This window comes from Kitasatospora sp. NPDC058184, from assembly GCF_042883725.1.
Lineage (GTDB): Bacteria > Actinomycetota > Actinomycetes > Streptomycetales > Streptomycetaceae > Kitasatospora.
On record NZ_JBHVVE010000013.1, the window covers coordinates 208,554 to 227,400 of the forward strand.

General features: G+C 71.2%; 15 protein-coding genes and 1 tRNA gene. 4 read left to right on the plus strand and 12 right to left on the minus strand.

The window, feature by feature from the left end:
* Positions 1-2: 2 nt before the first annotated feature.
* The 5 genes from mreC to ACFVXH_RS24540 form a co-directional block, all read right to left on the minus strand.
* Positions 3-974: a rod shape-determining protein MreC gene (mreC, locus tag ACFVXH_RS24520; RefSeq protein WP_074000688.1), complete on the minus strand. Its 972-nt coding sequence runs from the start codon at positions 972-974 to the stop codon at positions 3-5.
* Between the two features lie 115 nt (positions 975-1,089).
* Positions 1,090-2,115 carry a rod shape-determining protein gene (locus ACFVXH_RS24525; RefSeq protein ID WP_049648984.1) on the minus strand — a complete coding sequence of 342 codons (1,026 nt, stop codon included), beginning with the start codon at positions 2,113-2,115 and terminating at the stop codon, positions 1,090-1,092.
* Positions 2,116-2,447: 332 nt separating this feature from the next.
* On the minus strand, positions 2,448-2,861 hold the full coding sequence (ndk, locus tag ACFVXH_RS24530; protein WP_049648947.1) for a nucleoside-diphosphate kinase: 414 nt from the start codon (positions 2,859-2,861) through the stop codon (positions 2,448-2,450).
* Positions 2,862-2,969: 108 nt separating this feature from the next.
* Complete coding sequence (locus ACFVXH_RS24535) at positions 2,970-3,320, minus strand: DUF4233 domain-containing protein (protein ID WP_049648948.1); 351 nt, start codon at positions 3,318-3,320, stop codon at positions 2,970-2,972.
* Between the two features lies 1 nt (position 3,321).
* Positions 3,322-4,713 carry a folylpolyglutamate synthase/dihydrofolate synthase family protein gene (locus ACFVXH_RS24540; protein WP_079271806.1) on the minus strand — a complete coding sequence of 464 codons (1,392 nt, stop codon included), beginning with the start codon at positions 4,711-4,713 and terminating at the stop codon, positions 3,322-3,324.
* Between the two features lie 184 nt (positions 4,714-4,897).
* Here ACFVXH_RS24540 and ACFVXH_RS24545 point away from each other — a divergent pair, with 184 nt between their 5' ends.
* The 3 genes from ACFVXH_RS24545 (at position 4,898) to ACFVXH_RS24555 (ending at position 9,230) form a co-directional block, all read left to right on the plus strand.
* Entirely contained in the window at positions 4,898-6,331 is a 1,434-nt protein-coding gene (locus tag ACFVXH_RS24545) for a glycosyltransferase family 2 protein (RefSeq protein WP_082345126.1), read from the plus strand.
* A 52-nt stretch (positions 6,332-6,383) separates the two neighbouring features.
* A complete protein-coding gene (gene wecB, locus ACFVXH_RS24550) occupies positions 6,384-7,529 on the plus strand; it encodes a non-hydrolyzing UDP-N-acetylglucosamine 2-epimerase (protein WP_387827159.1) in 1,146 nt (381 codons plus the stop codon).
* A 165-nt stretch (positions 7,530-7,694) separates the two neighbouring features.
* Positions 7,695-9,230, plus strand: coding sequence for a chitinase (locus tag ACFVXH_RS24555; RefSeq protein ID WP_387827162.1), 1,536 nt, complete (start codon positions 7,695-7,697; stop codon positions 9,228-9,230).
* Between the two features lie 31 nt (positions 9,231-9,261).
* Here the strand turns inward: ACFVXH_RS24555 and ACFVXH_RS24560 are convergent, their stop codons facing one another.
* Together ACFVXH_RS24560 and ACFVXH_RS24565 are read right to left on the minus strand one after the other, a co-directional pair.
* Positions 9,262-9,786: a hypothetical protein gene (locus ACFVXH_RS24560; protein WP_074000687.1), complete on the minus strand. Its 525-nt coding sequence runs from the start codon at positions 9,784-9,786 to the stop codon at positions 9,262-9,264.
* A 311-nt stretch (positions 9,787-10,097) separates the two neighbouring features.
* Entirely contained in the window at positions 10,098-12,737 is a 2,640-nt protein-coding gene (locus ACFVXH_RS24565; RefSeq protein WP_049648951.1) for a valine--tRNA ligase, read from the minus strand.
* 190 nt (positions 12,738-12,927) lie between these two features.
* Here ACFVXH_RS24565 and ACFVXH_RS24570 point away from each other — a divergent pair, with 190 nt between their 5' ends.
* The gene (locus tag ACFVXH_RS24570) at positions 12,928-13,803 is read left to right on the plus strand and encodes a hypothetical protein (protein ID WP_387827166.1); all 876 of its coding nucleotides are present in this window, start codon (positions 12,928-12,930) and stop codon (positions 13,801-13,803) included.
* 71 nt (positions 13,804-13,874) lie between these two features.
* On the opposite strand, the gene clpX is transcribed toward ACFVXH_RS24570, so the two are convergent.
* The 5 genes from clpX to ACFVXH_RS24595 all read right to left on the minus strand — a co-directional run bounded on the left by clpX (position 13,875) and on the right by ACFVXH_RS24595 (position 18,821).
* Positions 13,875-15,164 (minus strand): ATP-dependent Clp protease ATP-binding subunit ClpX, encoded by a 1,290-nt coding sequence (gene clpX / locus ACFVXH_RS24575; protein ID WP_045696864.1) that lies wholly within the window; start codon positions 15,162-15,164, stop codon positions 13,875-13,877.
* Positions 15,165-15,442: 278 nt separating this feature from the next.
* Positions 15,443-16,105, minus strand: coding sequence for an ATP-dependent Clp protease proteolytic subunit (locus ACFVXH_RS24580; protein WP_049648953.1), 663 nt, complete (start codon positions 16,103-16,105; stop codon positions 15,443-15,445).
* 56 nt (positions 16,106-16,161) lie between these two features.
* On the minus strand, positions 16,162-16,782 hold the full coding sequence (locus ACFVXH_RS24585) for an ATP-dependent Clp protease proteolytic subunit (RefSeq protein ID WP_049648988.1): 621 nt from the start codon (positions 16,780-16,782) through the stop codon (positions 16,162-16,164).
* A 268-nt stretch (positions 16,783-17,050) separates the two neighbouring features.
* Positions 17,051-18,442, minus strand: coding sequence for a trigger factor (gene tig / locus ACFVXH_RS24590; protein ID WP_074000685.1), 1,392 nt, complete (start codon positions 18,440-18,442; stop codon positions 17,051-17,053).
* 305 nt (positions 18,443-18,747) lie between these two features.
* Positions 18,748-18,821, minus strand: a tRNA-Pro gene (locus ACFVXH_RS24595).
* Between the last annotated feature and the right edge of the window lie 26 nt (positions 18,822-18,847).

Consider the following 18,847-nt stretch of genomic DNA (forward strand, 5'->3'; position numbering starts at 1 on the left):
GCTCAGTTCCCCCCAGTGGGCTTGGCGGGCGGGGCGGCGGGCGCGGAGGCCGGGACCTGGCCGGGCACGGAGGCCGGGACCTGGCCCGGCGCGGCGGCCGGCTGGCCCGCGGCGGGCGCCGGCGGCAGGACGGCGTCGCGCGGGTCGGCGCGCGGCGGCACGACCACCACGCCGACCAGGTCCAGCCGGGTGAACTGGACGAAGGGCTCGACCAGGACGGTCTTGGTCAGCTGGCCGGCGTTGGCCTGGACCTCGACGACCTTGCCGACCGGGACGCCGGGGACGAACGGGCGGCCGCTCTGCGAGCCGAAGGTGACCAGCCGGTCGCCGGCCTTGACCTGGGCCTTGCCGTTGAGCAGGGAGACCTTCATCGGGCTGTCGCCGCCGCCGGAGGCGAAGCCGATCTCGCCGGTGCCCTCCAGCCGGGTGCCGGCCGAGAAGCCGGGGTCGGAGGCGAGCAGCACGGTGGCGGTGGTGGGAGCGACGGTGGTGATCCGGCCGACCAGGCCCTGACCGTTGATCACCGTCATGTCGCGGGTGAGGCCGTCGTCGCTGCCGGCGTCGATGGTGATGGTCCAGGAGAAGCCCTGGGCCGGGCCGATCGCGATGACCTGGGCGGCCTTGACGGTGTAGCCGCCGGCGCCGGCGGTGCGCAGCAGGTCGTCCAGCTGCTTGGTGCGCCCGGTGGCCATGTCGGAGGAGGCGAGCTTCTGCCGGAGTTCGGTGTTCTCGCGGGCGAGCTGGTCCGTGCGGCCGCTGTCGGTGGCCGCGTCGCGGAAGGCGCGGACGGTGTCGGCGACCGGGTCGACGACGGTGGCGGCTCCGCGCTCGACCGGTCCGAGGACGCTGGCGGCGGCGTGCCGGGCGGGCCCGAGCGGGGAGTCCTCACCGCCCTTGATGTCCACGGTGATCAGCGCGAAGGCGACGGCCACCAGCAGGATCAGCAGCAGCCGGCTCTCTCGTGTGTCCCTCACGGTGCTGGTACTGCCCCTTCGTACCTGGCCGCCGCCCGGGGCTGTGGGGCCCGGGCGGCGGCCCGTTCAGTCGAGTGTCTGATGTGACGCGTGGTGCCGGCGGTGCGGCGACCTGTCAACGACGCGGCGAAGCGTCGAGTACCTGCTGGAGCGCCTCGAACTCCTCGACGCACTTGCCGGAGCCGAGCGCGACGGAGTCGAGCGGGTTCTCCGCGATGTGGATCGGCATGCCGGTCTCGCGGCGCAGCCGCTCGTCCAGGCCGCGCAGCAGGGCGCCGCCGCCGGTGAGCACGATGCCCCGGTCCATGACGTCGCCGGCCAGCTCGGGCGGGCACTGGTCGAGGGTGGTCTTGACCGCGTCGATGATCGCGTTGACGGGCTCGTCGATGGCCTCGCGGACCTCGGCGGCGGAGATGACCACGGTCTTGGGCAGACCGCTGACCAGGTCGCGGCCGCGGATCTCGGCGTGCTCGTCCTTCTCGCCCTCCAGGCCGAAGGCGCTGCCGATGCTCATCTTGATCTGCTCGGCACTGCGCTCGCCGAGGAGCAGCGAGTACTCCTTCTTGATGTGCTGGACGATCGCGTTGTCCAGCTCGTCGCCGGCCACCCGGATGGACTGGGCGGTGACGATACCGCCGAGGGAGATCACGGCGACCTCGGTGGTGCCGCCGCCGATGTCGACGACCATGTTGCCGGTGGCCTCGTGGACGGGCAGACCGGCGCCGATCGCGGCGGCCATCGGCTCCTCGATGATGTGCACCTGGCGGGCGCCGGCCTGCGAGGAGGCCTCGATGACGGCGCGGCGCTCGACGCCGGTGATGCCGGAGGGCACGCAGACCACGACGCGGGGGCGGGCGAGGTAGCGGCGGCGGTGGATCTTGAGGATGAAGTACCGCAGCATCCGCTCGGTGATCTCGAAGTCGGCGATCACGCCGTCCTTGAGCGGGCGGATGGCGACGATGTTGCCCGGGGTGCGGCCGATCATCTTCTTGGCCTCGGCGCCGACGGCGAGGATGCCGCCGGTGTTGGTGTTCACCGCGACGACGGACGGCTCGTTCAGAACGATGCCCTTGCCCCTGACGTACACCAGCGTATTGGCTGTTCCGAGGTCGATCGCCAAGTCGCGGCCGATGAACGACAGGTTGCTCGCCATGGGGTGTGGGTGCCTTCCCGGGCTCGGAGTTCATGGGGGGGTGGACGAATGCGCGCGTCCACGCGTGGGCGGAGAACAGCTGAGCTGTCTTACCGGGCCCTTGAGTCGCGTCCATCGTAGCCACGCCACTCGGTACGGACGTCGGCGTGGGGCATAGCGTCCATTGTCCGGGGCGTGATCGCATCTCCGAGGATTGGGACGCCGTGTCGGCGCCGCCAGTTCCCTATTTCACGATAAGAATGCCCCGGCCGGGCCAATGGTCCCGACCGGGGCGGTACGAACGTCCCCCCGGGCGTGTCGCCCGGGTCCCGCTCGCCGGATCAGGCGTGCGCGGGGAAGAAGATCTTGATCTCGCGCTCGGCGGACTCCGGGGAGTCGGAGGCGTGGATCAGGTTCTCGCGGGTGATCGTCGCGTAGTCGCCGCGGATGGTGCCGGCCCCGGCCTCCAGCGGGTTGGTGGCGCCGGCCAGCATGCGGATGCCCTTGACGACCTCCTCGCCCTCGACGATCAGCGCGATCGACGGGCCGGTGGTCATGAACTCCAGCAGCGGCTCGTAGAACGGGCGGCCCACGTGCTCCGCGTAGTGCTGCTCCAGCGTCGCCCGGTCGAAGGTGCGCAGCTCGATGGCGGCGAACCGCCAGCCGGCCTTGCGCTCGATACGGCTGATGATCTCGCCGGCCAGGCCGCGGCGGACGGCGTCGGGCTTGAGCAGGACGAGAGTGCGCTGGGACACGGTGCGTCTCCTGGGGATTCGGTTCGGCAGACAGTCGGGTCGACAGGCGGCGCCGACAGGGCAGAGATTACCTTGCGTACACGGCGTGTCGGTCCGCTGGTCCGAGCCTCAGGCCTGTACGGCGGCGGCCTCCGCGGCGGCCCTGGCGGCCTTGAACGCGTCCACCTTGCGGCCGTAGTGCACCGAGCACCACCACAGGCCGGCGAAGACCACGCCGAGCCCGAACATGGTCGGCAGCACGAAGCCGCTGGCGATCAGGCCGATCTGCAGCGCCCAGCCGATCTGCACCGCGCCGGGGCGGTCGATCATGCCGCAGAGCAGGACGCACAGCGCCATCGCGATGCCGCTGACCGTCCAGATCTCCGCGTTGGAGACGTCGGTGAGCCGCATCGCGACCAGCGCCGCGAACAGGACCAGCAGCACTTCGCCGATCAGAGTCGAGGAGCAGAGCGTCCTCATGTCACTTCCTCCCGAGCAGCAGGCGGGCCTCGCCCACCGTGATGACCGAACCGGTGACCAGCACCCCGGCGCCGCCGAGGTCGCCCTCCTCCTCGGCGAGGCTGACGGCGGCGGCGATGGCGTCGTCGAGCCGGGGCTCGACCTGCACGCGGTCCTCGCCGAAGATCTCGACGGCGAGGGCGGCGAGCGCGTCGACGTCCATCGCGCGGTGGGTGGAGTTCTGGGTGATGACGACCTCGGCCAGGATCGGCTCGAAGGCCTCCAGCACGCCGGCCACGTCCTTGTCCCCGGAGGTGCCGATCACGCCGACGAGCCGGGTGAAGCCGAAGGACTCGGTGAGCGCGGCCACGGTGGCGCGGGCGCCGTGCGGGTTGTGCGCGGCGTCCAGGACGATCGTGGGGCTGCGGCGGACGACCTCCAGGCGGCCCGGCGAGGAGACGCCGGAGAAGCCCTGGCGGACCTTGTCCACGTCCAGCTGCCCGCCGCGCGCGCCGCCGACGCCGAAGAAGGCCTCGACCGCGGCCAGGGCGAGGGCCGCGTTGTGCGCCTGGTACTCGCCGTGCAGCGGGATGAAGACGTCCTCGTACTCCTCGCCGCCGAGTCCGCGCAGCGTCACCAGCTGGCCGCCGACGGCGAGTTCGCGGCGGATCACGCCGAACTCCATGCCCTCGCGGGCGACCGTGGCGTCCACCTCGACGGCGCGGCGCAGGATGTTCTGGGCGGCGTCCAGCTGCTGCTGGGCGACGACGGCGACGGCGCCGGACTTGATGATCCCGGACTTCTCGACCGCGATCTCGCCGGTGGTCTCACCGAGCTTGTCGGTGTGGTCCAGCCCGATCGGGGTGATCACGGCGACGGCGGAGTCGATGACGTTGGTGGCGTCCCAGGAGCCGCCCATGCCGACCTCGACCACGCCGACGTCCACCGGGGCGTCGGCGAAGGCCGCGTAGGCCATGCCGGTCAGCACCTCGAAGAAGGACATCGGCACCGGCTGCGCCGCGTCGACCATCTGCACGTAGGGCTCGATGTCGCGGTAGACCTCGACGAAGCGCTCGGGGGTGATCGGGGCGCCGTCCAGGGTGATCCGCTCGGTGACGGACTCCACGTGCGGGCTGGTGTAGCGGCCGGTGCGCAGCTCGAAGGTGTTGAGCAGCTGCTCGATCATCCGGGCGGTGGAGGTCTTGCCGTTGGTGCCGGTGATGTGGATGGAGGGGAAGGACCGCTGGGGCTGGCCCAGGATGTCCATCAGCGCCTCGATCCGGTCGAGCGAGGGCTCCAGCTTGTTCTCCGGCCAGCGCTTGGAGAGCTCCACCTCGACGTCGCGCAGGGCGTCGCCGGTGCCGCCGTCGGCGGGGCGGATGGTGTACGGGTTCGGGTCGGCCTTGTCGCTCACGTCCACAGTCTACGGAGCGCTGGCGGGTCCTCCTCACGGGGTGAGAACGACCACTTTGCCCGTTCTTTCCCATGATCAGCTAGTTTCCTCCCTTTACTATTGATTTAGCGATTTGAACCGCAATGAAGCATCGATTCGCAACCGATAGGAGCCTTCGGCCTTTGATCACTGGGAGCACTGCGCCATGCCCGACGCCCTGCACGAGTGGATCGTGCTTCGCCAGGACGCCGTCGTCTGGGTCGCCGGACTGATCTCCCTGGCGCTCGTCGGCTACATGGCCCTCGTCTTCGGACGCTTCCTCGTGTACTGGGCGGGCTCCCGCCACGCCTTCCGGCACGGCCGCCCCGCCGAGCCCGGCGACCCCGCCGCCTTCCGGTGGCACCTGGTGATCCCCTGCCGCGACGAGGAGGCCGTGGTCACCCAGACCCTGGACGGCCTGCGGACCAGCGCGCCCGAGGCCCACCTGTGGGTGATCGACGACGACAGCGAGGACGCCACCCGCGAGCTGGTCCTCGCCGCCGCGGCCCGCGACCCGCGGATCCACCTGGTCCAGCGCCGCCGCCCGCACGCCCGGATCGGCAAGGGCGCCGCCCTCAACGCCGCCTACCGGGAGATCTCCGCCCGGCTGCCCGAGGGCACCGACCGCTCCCGGGTGGTGATCGGCGTGGTCGACGCCGACGGACAGCTCGACCCCGGCACCCTCGCCCGGGTCTGCAACCCCAAGGCCCTCGGCCGGCCCGACACCGGCGCCGTCCAGATCGGCGTCCGGATGCGCAACGCCGACGACGAGCTCCCGCTGCCCGGCCGCGGCCGGATCGCCAACGCCCTGGCCCGCGCGCTGGTGCGGATGCAGGACGTCGAGTTCCAGGCCACCAACACCGGCATGCAGCTGCTGCGCCGCCGCACCGGCAGCGTCGGCCTCGGCGGCAACGGCCAGTTCGTCCGGCTCACCGCCCTCGACTCGCTCACCGCCGAGGAGGGCCGGGCCGGCCGCCCCTGGCCGGAGCGCGCCCTGCTGGAGGACTACGAGTCCGGCCTCGACCTGCGCCTGGCCGGCTGGCGGCTCACCCACGTCACCGAGGCCCAGGTCTCCCAGGAGGGCCTGATCTCGCCGCGCCGCTTCCTCACCCAGCGCACCCGCTGGGCCCAGGGCAACATGCAGTGCCTGCGCTACACCGGCCGGGTGCTGCGCTCCCCGCACTACACCGCGACCGGCAAGGCCGAGGTGCTGTACACCTTCCTCCAGCCGGTGGTCTGCGTGCTGCTGGTGCTGCTCTTCCCCGTCTCGCTCGGGATCACCGGCGCCGGGCTGGTGCTCTTCCCGGAGGAGACCGCCGAGTTCCAGCTCCGGTTCGGCCCGTGGATGCTGCTCGCCTTCGTGCTCGCCACACTGCCGATGGTGTTCTGGGGCTTCGCCTACCGCCGGGCCGTCCACCCCGACCGCGGCCGGCTCACCGGGCTGCTCTGGGGCGTCCTGGTCTGGCTCTACGCCTACCACCTGTTCGTGGTCGCCACCCGGGCCGCGGTCCGGATGCTGCTCGGCCGCAACGGCTGGGCCAAGACCCGCCGCAACGCCGAGAAGACCGCCCTCGGCGCCCCCACCGCGCTCGAGTCCTGAGCCCGCCCCTCTCCCTTCGCGCCGCCCCTCCCCCACGCCACCGGAGCCCCGCATGAGCATGTGCCTGCCCCCGTCCAGCGTCGCCGTCGTCCTCGGCACCCGCCCCGAGCTGGTCAAGCTCGCCCCGCTGATCCACGAACTCGGCGACGCCACCCGGCTGGTGCACACCGGCCAGCACTGGGACGAGGCGATGTCCGGCCGCTTCCTGCGCGACCTGGACCTGCCCCGGCCGGAGCTGCTCACCGGGGTCGGCGGCCGCCCCCGGGCCGGTCAGATCGCCCAGTCCCTCGGCCAGTTGGACGCCGCCTTCGCCGAGGACCGCCCCGCCGCCGTGGTCGTCCAGGGCGACACCAACGCCACCCTGGCCGGGGCGCTGGCCGCCAACGCCCGGGAGATCCCGCTGCTCCACGTCGAGGCCGGGCTGCGCAGCTTCGACCGGGCGATGCCCGAGGAGCACAACCGGGTGATGGTCGACCACGTCTCCGACCTGCTCTGCGCCGCCACCGGGGAGAACGTCGCCAACCTGCGCGCCGAGTCGCTGGCCGAGGACCGGATCGAGCTCACCGGCAACACCGTCGTCGAGGTGGTCCGCCGTCAGCTGCCGGACGGGGCCGCCCGCGCCGCGCTGCTCGCCGCGCACGGCCTGCGCCCGGACGCGTACGTGCTGGCCACCGTGCACCGCCCGGAGAACACCGACACCGCCGAGGCGCTCGGCGCGGTGCTCACCGAGCTGGACCGGATCGCCCGGGCCGGCACCCCGGTGCTGTTCCCGATGCACCCGCGCACCCGGGCCGCCGTCGAACGCTTCGGCCTGGACGGCCTGCTGGAGCGCCTCGCCGTCACCGGCCCGGTCGGCTACGGCGACTTCCTGGGCCTGGCGCGCCACGCGGCGCTGCTGGTCTCCGACTCCGGCGGCGTGCAGGAGGAGTGCACCGTGCTCGGCCGCCCGCTGCTGGTGGTGCGCCGCTCCACCGAGCGTCCGGAGGCCGTGGCGGCCGGCTTCGCCGCGCTGGTCCGGCCCGGCGAGGAACTGGGCACCCTGGCCCGCGCCTGGCTCTCCGACACCCCCGAGCGGCTCGCCCGGCTTGCGGCCACCCCGAGCCCGTACGGCGACGGCCTGGCCTCGGCCCGGATCGCCGCGCTGACCGCGGCACTCGCCGGCCCGGCCGGCCGGCAGGCCCTCCCGTCGGCCGCCTAGGTCCTCTTGACAGCAGAATTGGTCTACTCCACCTTGTGAGGCAAGTCTCCGTTCCCGACCGGGACTTGAGTTGTCGGTAGCTCCCGCACGCGCACCATCGACACCCCGGACGGCGCTCCTCCCCCACGAGGCGCCCGCCGGGCCTCCCCCACTGGAGACGGAGTCATGCCACCTGCCCGACACCGGCGCCCGCGCGCCGTCCACTCCCTGCTCGCCGGAGCGAGCGCCCTGGTCATCGGCCTGGGCGGACTCGTCCTGGCCGGCGGCACCGGCGCCCACGCCGCCGACACCGACCTGATCGTCAACGGCGGCTTCGAGACCGGGAACCTGTCCGGCTGGACCTGTTCGAGCGGTACGGTCCAGCGCACCACCGTCCACTCCGGCACGTACGCCCTGCAGTCCACCCCGGCCGGGAGCGACACCGGCGAGTGCACCCAGACCGTCCCGGTGAAGCCCTCCTCCGCGTACACCCTGAGCTCCTGGGTGCAGGGCTCGTACGTCTACCTGGGCGCCCGCGGCACCGGCGGCACCGATCCGAGCACCTGGACCCCCGGCGCCGGCGGCTGGACCCAGCTGACCGCGAGCTTCACCACCGGCCCCAACACCACCAGCGTCACCGTCTACCTGCACGGCTGGTACGGGCAGCCGGCCTTCGCCGCCGACGACGTCTCGCTGCTCGGCCCCGGCGGACCGCAGCCGTCACCGAGTCCGACGGCCACCGCCACCTCCACCGCCTCGCCGAGTCCGACGGCCACCCCCACGGACAGCGGCACGCCCACCCCCACCTCCACCGGCAAGCCGCCGGACCTGCCCAAGCACATCCTCACCGGCTACTGGCAGAACTTCGACAACGGCGCCACCGTCCAGCGGATCAGCGACGTCCCGGCCGCCTACGACATCATCGCGGTCTCCTTCGCGGACGCCACCGCCACCCGCGGCGGCCTGAGCTTCACCCTCGACCCGGCGCTCTCCTCCCGCCTCGGCGGCTACACCGACGCCCAGTTCAAGGCCGACATCGCGGCTAAGCGGGCGGCCGGGAAGCGGGTGGTGCTCTCCATCGGCGGCCAGAACGGCACGGTCTGGGTGGGCGATTCCGCCTCCGCCGCGACCTTCACCAGCACCGCCTGGGCGCTGATGCAGAGCTACGGCTTCGACGGGATCGACATCGACCTGGAGAACGGCATCAGTTCCACCTACATGGGCCAGGCGCTGCACGCCCTGGCGGCGAAGGCGGGGAGCGGATTCATCCTCACCATGGCGCCGCAGACGATCGACATGCAGTCGACCGGCATGGAGTACTTCAAGCTGGCGCTGAACGTGAAGGACATCCTCACCATCGTCAACATGCAGTACTACAACTCCGGCGCGATGAACGGCTGCGACGGGAACGTCTACTCCCAGGGCACCGAGAACTTCCTCACCGCACTGGCCTGCATCCAGCTCAAGGGCGGGCTGCGGCCCGACCAGGTGGGCCTCGGGGTGCCGGCCTCCACCAGCGCCGCGGGCGGCGGGTACCTCGCCGCCGGCACCGTCAACAACGCGCTGGACTGCCTGGCCTCCGGCACCAACTGCGGCAGCTACAAGCCGGACACCACCTGGCCGGGCATCGGCGGCGCGATGACCTGGTCGACCAACTGGGACGCCAAGGCGGGCAACCCGGTGGCCGGCACCATCGGCTCGCACCTGCACGCCATGCCGTAACCGGCCCGGCCGGTCTGCCGGAGGCCCGGGTTCAGACCCCGGCCCGGGCCTCCGGGACGTGCGCGGCGCCGCCGTGCCGACGGCGCAACTCGGCCGTGATCTCGGCCAGTTCACCGTCGGGCAGCAGCGGCAGCATCATCGCGACGCCCTGCAGCAGACCGCCGAGCAGGAAGGTGGTGTCGGGCGTCGCGGCCACCAGGCCGCGGACCTCGGCCACCTCGCCGGCCGCCACCGCCTCGATCAGCTGGGCCGCGCTCGCGGTCTCCTCGTCCACCGCGACCCCGCCGGTGTCCTCCGGGGCGCGCCGGGCCATCGCCCGCAGCACCCGGTCGCCGACCTCGGGGGCGTACGCCTTGCGGACGGCCTCGGCGGCGATCCAGGCGAGCAGGGTGGTCACCTCGCGCTCGGCGTGCTCGGCGAACAGCAGGTCCAGCTCGTGGTCGAACGCGATCTGGTTGCCGTGCCGGAACGCGAGCAGCAGGGTCGCCGCCCTGGCCTTGGCCTCCTCGACCGCCTCCAGAGGCAGTTCGTCGGCCAACTCCTCGGTCACCACCACGCCATGCCCTCCCGTCCGTCGCTCAGCAGGAACGCTCAGCGGAAACGCCCATTCGGAAACTCCGTGCACACGGTACACAGCGGACCTGCAAACTTCCGCGAACCCGCGCGGGCAAGACCGGAATCAATTCGCTCGGAATAGGACCTCACCCGGTCGCAGGATGATAATTCGCCGGAAGGGAGCAATGTTCCTGGGCTATTTGGTGTAAGGAAAGCGGCCGGGGAAGCCGAACCGGAACCGGAACCCGGAAAACGCCGAGGGGCCGCACCCCGCGCGTCGCGGAGTACGGCCCCTTCGGCGGGGACGGGCGGTCAGCCCTGCGGCAGCGCCGCGAGCTGGGCGGTGATCCGGGCGATGTCGGCCTCGGCGGCCTCCTGGCGGCCCCGGATCTTGGCGACCACCTCGTCCGGCGCCTTGGCGAGGAACGCCTCGTTGCCGAGCTTGGCGGTGGTCTGGGCCTTCTCCTTCTCGGCGGCCGCGAGGTCCTTGGCCAGGCGCTTGCGCTCGGCCGCGACGTCGATGGTGCCGGAGAGGTCCAGCGACACGGTGGCACCGGCCACCGGCAGCGAGGCGGTGGCCGCGAAGCCCTCCTCGGGCGCGGTCAGCCGCAGCAGCGAGCGGATCGCGTCCTCGTGGACGGCCAGCACGGTGCCGGCCAGCTCCAGCCGGGCCGGGACGCGCTGCGCGGGCTGCAGGCCCTGGTCCGAACGGAACCGGCGGACCTCGGTGACCACCTGCTGCAGCGTGGCGATCTCCGACTCGGCGGCCGCGTCACGGTAGCCGCTGTCCTTCGGCCACTCGGTCACGACCAGCGACTCGGCGCCGGTGAGCGCCGTCCACAGCGCCTCGGTGACGAACGGGACGACCGGGTGCAGCAGCCGCAGGGTGACGTCCAGGACCTCGCCCAGCACCCGGCGCGAGGCGTCCGCCTGCGGACCGCCCTTGGCCAGGGTGGTCTTGGAGAGCTCGACGTACCAGTCGAAGACCTCGTCCCAGGCGAAGTGGTACAGCGCGTCCGTGGCCTTGGCGAACTGGTAGTCCTCGTACAGCCCGTCCACCTCGGCGACGGTGGCGTTCAGCCGCGACAGGATCCAGCGGTCGACCGCGGTCAGCTCCTCCGGCGCGGGCAGCGGGCCCTCGACGGTGGCGCCGTTCATCAGCGCGAAGCGGGTCGCGTTCCAGATCTTGTTGCAGAAGTTGCGCGAGCCCTTGACCCAGTCCTCGCCGATCGGCACGTCGGCGCCCGGGTTGGCGCCGCGGGCCAGGGTGAAGCGGACGGCGTCGGCGCCGTAGGCGTCCATCCAGTCCAGCGGGTCGACCGCGGTGCCGGAGGACTTCGACATCTTCTTGCCGAACTCGTCGCGCACCAGACCGGTCAGGGCGACGGTCTTGAACGGCGCCTCGCCGTCCATCGCGTACAGGCCGAACATCATCATCCGGGCGACCCAGAAGAAGATGATGTCGTGGCCCGTCACCAGGACGTCGGTCGGGTAGAACTTCTCCAGGTCGGCGGTCTTCTCCGGCCAGCCGAGCGTGGAGAACGGCCACAGGCCGGAGGAGAACCAGGTGTCCAGGACGTCCGGGTCCTGGTGCCAGCCCTCGCCGGTCGGCGGCTGCTCGTCCGGTCCGACGCAGACGACCTCGCCGTCCGGGCCGTACCAGACCGGGATCCGGTGGCCCCACCAGAGCTGGCGCGAGATGCACCAGTCGTACATGTTGTCGACCCAGTCGAAGTAGCGGCGCTCCAGCTCCTTCGGGTGGATCTCCACCTTGCCGTCGCGGACGGCGTCGCCGGCGGCCTTGGCCAGCGGCTCGACCTTGACCCACCACTGCAGCGACAGCCGCGGCTCGACCACGGTGTGGCAGCGCGAGCAGTGGCCGACCGCGTGCATGTACGGACGCTTCTCGGCGACGATCCGGCCCTGCTCGCGCAGCGCGCCGACGACGGCCGAGCGGGCCTCCAGCCGGTCCATGCCGAGGAAGGGGCCGTGCACGGTGATCGCACCGCACTCGTCCATGACGGACAGGTTGGGCAGGTCGTGGCGCTGGCCGATGGCGAAGTCGTTCGGGTCGTGCGCGGGCGTCACCTTGACGGCGCCGGTGCCGAACTCCGGGTCGACGTGCTCGTCGGCGACGACCGGGATCTCACGGTCGGTCAGCGGCAGCTTGATGGTCCGGCCGACGAGGTGCTTGTAGCGCTCGTCCTCCGGGTGGACGGCCACCGCGGTGTCGCCCAGCATCGTCTCGGCCCGGGTGGTGGCCACGACGATCGAGTCGTCGCCCTCGCCGTAGCGGATCGAGACCAGCTCGCCCGGGGTGTCCTCGTGCTCCACCTCGATGTCGGACAGCGCGGTGAGGCAGCGCGGGCACCAGTTGATGATGCGCTCGGCGCGGTAGATCAGGCCGTCGTCGAAGAGCCGCTTGAAGATGGTCTGGACGGCCTGGGACAGGCCCTCGTCCATGGTGAAGCGCTCGCGCGACCAGTCCACGCCGTCGCCGAGCCGGCGCATCTGGCCGAGGATGCGGCCGCCGTAGCTCTTCTTCCACTCCCAGACCTTCTCGACGAAGGCCTCGCGGCCCAGGTCGTGGCGGGACAGGCCCTCCTCGGCGAGCTGCTGCTCGACCTTGTTCTGGGTGGCGATGCCGGCGTGGTCCATGCCGGGCAGCCAGAGCGTCTCGAAGCCCTGCATGCGCTTGCGGCGGGTCAGCGCGTCCATCAGCGTGTGCTGGAAGGCGTGGCCCAGGTGCAGGACGCCGGTGACGTTCGGCGGGGGGATGACGATGGTGTACGCGGGCTTGTCGCTCTTCGCGTCCGCGGTGAAGTAGCCACGGTCTACCCAGCGCTCGTACAGCTCGCCCTCTACGTCCGCGGGGGTGTAGGTCGTCGGGAGGGTCGCTGCTTCGTCCCCGGCAAAGGTGCTCACGGGGCGCTGGTTCGTCGTGTCGGTCACGACGCACAGTTTACGTAACCGGGGGGTGGGTCACGAACCGCTTTCCGGCCCGCGGCCCCGGCGCGGACCGGACGGGGCCCGGCCCGGCGCCGTGCGGTAGCGTGCCCGGGCACTCGTCCGGTGGACCGGACGGGCACGGACGACCGGACAGACGACAGGCCGCGGGTGCGGCGGGGGAGCACGGACGCAGATGTACGGCCAGGGACAGCAGTACCCGCAGGGACAGCCGCAGCCGTACGGGGGTCAGCCGCCGTACGGCCCGCCGCCGCAGCAGCCGTACGGCGCGCCCCCGCCCCCGCCCGCGTACGGCCGGCCGCAGTACGGCCAGCCCCAGCCGCAGCCCCCGTACGGCCAACCGCAGTACGGCCAGCCCCCGCAGCAGCCGTACGGCGTGCCTCCGCAGGCCCCGTACGGCCAGCCGGGCTACCCGCAGCCGCAGCCGCCCGAGCGCAAGGGCAAGGGCGGCCTGGTGATCGGGCTGGTGGTCGGCGCCCTGCTGCTGGGCGGCGGCGGCTTCGCCGCCTGGAAGTTCCTCGGCGGGAGCGACCAGGGCGGCCGGTACCGGATGTCCGCCCCGGACACCATCCCGGACGGCTACTCCCAGAAGTCGGCCGAGGACAAGGCCGTCGACCCGAACAAGCCGGAGGCGGCGGACTTCGGCAAGGACCTCCACGTGATCGCGGCCAGCTACAGCCGGGGCACCGACCTCGACACCTTCTCGGTGCTCGGCGTCTACGGGAAGCTCAACGACCCCGGGAAGATCATCGCGGACGCCAAGAAGAGCACCGGCGACGACGACGTCACCTGGACCACCCCGCTGACCGACTTCCCGGCCCGCGACTCCAGGAACTCCTCCGCGAAGCTCTCCTGCGGCGTGGCCGGGATCGCGGGCAAGCCCGGTCCGACGGTCTGCGTGTGGGCGGACAGGTCCACCACCGGCCGGGTCACCTTCAGCAGGATGAACGTGAACAGCCACGGCCAGCTCACCGGCGGCCAGGAGACCACCCTGACCCAGGCGGCCGACCAGACCAGGGCGATCCGCGACGCCATGGTCGTCGCCAAGTAGCGCGCACGCCACGAGGAGGGGCCCCGCACCGGATCCGGTGCGGGGCCCCTCCTCGTGGCGTCGGCCTCGGGTCAGGCGCTCTTCTCCCGGCGCTCGCGCTTGATCATGTCGCGCGGCACCAGGGTGGGGATGGCGTGCTTGGAGACGACGTCCCCGGTGACCACCACGCGGGCGACGTCCTGGCGCGAGGGGACCTCGTACATCACGGACATCAGCACCTCCTCCATGATGGCCCGCAGCCCGCGCGCGCCGGTGCCGCGCAGGATCGCCTGGTCGGCGATCGCCTCCAGCGCGTCCCGGGAGAACTCCAGCTCCACGCCGTCCAGTTCGAACAGCTTGCGGTACTGCTTGACCAGCGCGTTGCGCGGCTCGGTGAGGATCTGGAGCAGCGCCTCGCGGTCCAGGTTGTGCACGCTGGTGATCACCGGCAGACGGCCGATGAACTCGGGGATCATGCCGAACTTCACCAGGTCCTCGGGCATCACCTGGCGGAAGTGGTCGCTGGCGTCCGACTCCCGCTTGGAGCGGATGTTGGCGCCGAAGCCGATGCCCTTGGCACCCGCGCGGCCCTCGATGATCCGCTCCAGGCCGGCGAACGCGCCGCCGACGATGAACAGCACGTTCGTGGTGTCGATCTGGATGAACTCCTGGTGGGGGTGCTTGCGGCCCCCCTGCGGCGGCACCGACGCGGTGGTGCCCTCCAGGATCTTCAGCAGGGCCTGCTGCACGCCCTCGCCGGAGACGTCCCGGGTGATCGACGGGTTCTCGCTCTTGCGCGCGACCTTGTCGATCTCGTCGATGTAGATGATCCCGGTCTCGGCCTTCTTGACGTCGTAGTCGGCCGCCTGGATCAGCTTGAGCAGGATGTTCTCGACGTCCTCGCCGACGTAGCCGGCCTCGGTCAGCGCGGTGGCGTCCGCGATCGCGAACGGCACGTTGAGCATCCGGGCCAGGGTCTGCGCCAGCAGCGTCTTGCCGGAGCCGGTGGGGCCCAGCAGCAGGATGTTGGACTTGGCCAGCTCGATGGCGTCCTCGCGGCCGTTGCCCCCGCTGCGGCCCGCCTCACCCGCCTGGACCCGCTTGTAGTGGTTGTAGACGGCGACCGACAGCGCCTTCTTGGCGAGGTCCTGGCCGACCACGTACTGGTCCAGGAACTCGTAGATCTCGCGCGGCTTCGGGAGCTCCTCGAAGCGCACCTCGGAGGTCTCGGCGAGTTCCTCCTCGATGATCTCGTTGCACAGGTCGATGCACTCGTCGCAGATGTACACGCCTGGGCCGGCGATCAGCTTCTTCACCTGCTTCTGCGACTTGCCGCAGAACGAGCACTTGAGCAGGTCGCCACCGTCTCCGATGCGTGCCACGAGGTGCTTCCCCTTCGCCAGGGGCCCCGCAGGGGTTCCGGGGCCTGGTGCTGTGGACCGTCAACGCCGACGGCGCTCGGTCTCGCTATCCGACGGTACTCTGCCGGGCCCGTGATTCCGTCCTCTTCGCCAGGTCTGCCCTACGCCCTGGGCGAATTGATACCGAACAGATGCCGTCGCACGGGCCCGCCGATGGGCCGGGGCGGGGTGCGCACCCGTGTGCGCACCCCGCCCCGACGGGCCCCGCCGACCCGCTCGCGGGCCGGAGGGAGCCGACCTCAGGAGGTCAGCGAGGTCTTGCGGGTGGAGATGATCTGGTCGATCAGGCCGTACTCGGCGGCCTCCTCGGCGGTCAGGATCTTGTCGCGCTCGATGTCCTCGCGCACCTGCTCCGCCGTCCGGTTGGAGTGCTTGGACAGCATCTCCTCCAGCTGCTCGCGCATCCGGAAGATCTCCTTGGCCTGGATCTCCAGGTCGGACACCTGGCCGCGGCCGGTCTCGGTGTACGGCTGGTGGATGAGGATCCGGGCGTTCGGCAGCGCCATCCGCTTGCCGGGGGTGCCGGCCGCGAGCAGCACGGCCGCGGCGGAGGCCGCCTGGCCCATGCAGACCGTGGTGATGTCCGGCTTCACGTACTGCATGGTGTCGTAGATGGCCGTCAGGGCCGTGAACGAGCCGCCGGGCGAGTTGATGTACATCTGGATCTCGCGGTCCGGGTCCATCGACTCCAGGCACAGCAGCTGCGCCATGATGTCGTTCGCCGAGACGTCGTCGACCTGCGAGCCGAGGAAGATGATGCGCTCCTCGAACAGCTTGGCGTACGGGTCGTACTCGCGGATGCCCTGCGTGGTGCGCTCGACGAAGCGCGGGACGATGTAGCGGCCCTCGGCGCGCATGTCCTCGACGCGGGCCTGGGCGGCCGACAGGCTGGGGATGTTCATGGGGGTCCTTGTCCTCCGAGGCGTTGGGGCTGTGGTGTCGCGGGCCGGGCCGAGGCTCAGGCAGCGCCCGTGCCGCCGCCGCCGGGGACGTCCGCGGCGCTGTGCATGATCGCGTCGATGAGGCCGTACTCCAGGGCCTCCTCCGGGGTGAACCAGCGGTCGCGGTCGGAGTCGGCGGTGATCTGCTCGAAGGACTGGCCGCTGTGGTGCGCGATCAGCTCGGACATCCGCTTCTTGGTGCGGAGCAGCTGCTCGGCCTGGATCCGGATGTCGGTGGCGGAACCGCCGAGGCCCGCGGAGGGCTGGTGCATCAGGATCGTGGAGTTCGGCAGCGAGAAGCGCTTGCCCGGGGCGCCCGCGGTGAGCAGGAACTGGCCCATCGAGGCCGCCATGCCCATCGCGATGGTGACGACGTCGTTCTTGATGTACTGCATGGTGTCGTAGATCGCCATGCCGGCCGAGATCGAGCCGCCCGGGGAGTTGATGTAGAGGAAGATGTCCTTCTCCGGGTCCGCGGCCAGCAGCAGCAGCTGCGCGGTGATCTTGTTGGCGATGTCGTCGTCCACCGCCTGGCCGAGGAAGATGATCCGCTCGTTGAGCAACCGGTTGTAGACCTGGTCGCCAAGGCCGCCGAGCACGTCACCAGCGGCGGCGTGCGGTGCCATCGGGCCAGGCATCTGCATCTGCGGGAACGTCACTTAGCCACCTGCTCAGTCGATTTGGACGGTCGCTCCACGGCCGTCGCGGTGTCGCACAGCTTCCGGGTATCACGTCGTGATTGTTGCTGTCCAAGGACCCTAACGCGCAGGCCCGGCCGCAGAATCCCTCACGCAGAACTGTTCGCTGTGAGCGCAGGGTCGCGGCGGCCGCCTGGCCGGACGACAGCGGGCCCGGACACCGTACGGCGTCCGGGCCCGCTGCGGCCGGAAGGGGCTACCGGGGCGCTCAGGCCTCGGTCTTCTCCTCGGTGGCGGTCTCCTCGGCGGCGGCCTCGACGGTCTCGGCCGTCTCGTCCTCGTCGTCGAAGTTGACCTCGTTGCCCTCGGTGTCGACGACCTTGGCGGCCTCGACCACGGTGGCCAGCGCCTTGCCGCGGGCGACCTCGCCGACCAGCAGCGGAACCTGGCCGCCCTGGACGACCTGCTGCGCGAACTGGTCCGGGGTCAGGCCCGAGCCGGCGGCGCGGCGGATGAGGTGCTCGGTGAGCTCCTCCTGGTTAACACCCAGCTCCTCGTTGGCGACGATCTGGTCCAGGACGAACTGGGTCTTGATGCCCTTCTTCGCCTGCTCCTCGATCTCCGCGTCCCACTCCTCGCGGGTCTTGCCCTGGGTCTCCAGGTACGCGTCGATGGTGAGGCCCATCGGCTGGAGCTGGTGGTGCTCCACGTTGTGCTTGCGGGTCTCGACCTCGTCCTTGAGAAGCTTCTCGGGGTACTCGATCTCAACCAGCGCGAGCAGCGCGTCCAGGACCTTCTCCTGGGCCTGGGTGGCCTGGTCGTACTCCTTCATGCGCTCCAGGCGCTTGCGGGAGTCGGCGCGCAGGTCCTCCAGGGTGTCGAACTCGCTGGCCAGCTGGGCGAACTCGTCGTCCAGCTCGGGCAGCTCCTTCTCCTGGACGGCGGTGACGGTGACGGAGACCTCGGAGGTCTTGCCCGCCTGGGTGCCACCCTTGAGCTCGGTCTCGAAGGTCTTCTCCTCGCCGGCCGACAGGCCGATGACGGCCTCGTCGATGCCGTCGATCAGACGGCCCGAGCCGATCTCGTAGCTGACGCCGTTGGCGGTGCCGTCCTCCGGCACCTCGCCGTCGACCTTGGCCACCAGGTCGACGACCACGATGTCACCGGCGGCGGCGGCGCGCTCGACGTCCTTGACCGAGGAGAAGCGCTCGCGCAGCTGCTCCAGCGACTTCTCGATGTCCTCGTCGGAGACGGCGATCGGGTCGACGGTCACCTCGATGGAGGAGAACTCCGGCAGGGTGACCTCGGGACGAACGTCCACCTCGGCGGTGAACTTCAGGTCGCCGCCATCGGCGATCTTCTCGACACCCTCGATGTTGGTGATGTCGGGCTGTCCGAGGACCTCGATCTTGCCCTCGTCGACGGCCTGCGTGTAGAAGCGCGGCAGGGCGTCGTTGACGGCCTCCTCCAGCACGGCGCCACGGCCGAAGCGCTGGTCGATGACCCGGTTCGGGATCTTGCCCTTGCGGAAGCCCGGGACCGAGACCTGCTGGTTGATCTTCTTGTACGCCGCGTCGAGGCTGGGCTTGAGCTCCTCGAAGGGCACCTCGACGGTGAGTCGAACCCGGGTCGGGTTCAGAGTCTCGACGGCGCTCTTCACGGTTAGGTCTCCTAGGGGCTTGCGGTCAGGTTGTCTCCGCCCGTCCCCGTCGTCCGGACGGAGCCGGAAGGGGGGTCGGACGAGACGGGCGATGGGCGGTTGGAGCTGCATCTCCCGTGGGGTGGACGGTGAGCTTGACTCCTCGCCCTCGTGCGGTTGACCTGGGTTGACGCCACAGGGACTACCGCCAGCGCCCCATCCTACCGGTACCACCAAAGGCGGACGCCAGGCGCCACCGTACCGCCGTCCGGGAGCGCCGAGACAGAACAGGGCCCCGCCCCTACGGACGAGACCCTGCCGCACTGTCGGGGTGACCGGATTCGAACCGACGGCCTTCCGCTCCCAAAGCGGACGCGCTACCAAACTGCGCCACACCCCGTGGTGCCGAGAGGAAGCGTACACGCC

What these genes read in the sequence shown, in the direction of transcription:
- ACFVXH_RS24535 (WP_049648948.1), bottom strand. Translation starts at nt 3,320, where the DNA reads ATGAGGACGCTCTGCTCCTCGACTCTGATCGGCGAAGTGCTGCTGGTC.
- ACFVXH_RS24545 (WP_082345126.1), top strand. Translation starts at nt 4,898, where the DNA reads ATGCCCGACGCCCTGCACGAGTGGATCGTGCTTCGCCAGGACGCCGTC.
- wecB (WP_387827159.1), top strand. Translation starts at nt 6,384, where the DNA reads ATGAGCATGTGCCTGCCCCCGTCCAGCGTCGCCGTCGTCCTCGGCACC.
- ACFVXH_RS24555 (WP_387827162.1), top strand. Translation starts at nt 7,695, where the DNA reads ATGCCACCTGCCCGACACCGGCGCCCGCGCGCCGTCCACTCCCTGCTC.
- ACFVXH_RS24570 (WP_387827166.1), top strand. Translation starts at nt 12,928, where the DNA reads ATGTACGGCCAGGGACAGCAGTACCCGCAGGGACAGCCGCAGCCGTAC.
- ACFVXH_RS24580 (WP_049648953.1), bottom strand. Translation starts at nt 16,105, where the DNA reads ATGAACATCCCCAGCCTGTCGGCCGCCCAGGCCCGCGTCGAGGACATG.
- ACFVXH_RS24585 (WP_049648988.1), bottom strand. Translation starts at nt 16,782, where the DNA reads ATGCCTGGCCCGATGGCACCGCACGCCGCCGCTGGTGACGTGCTCGGC.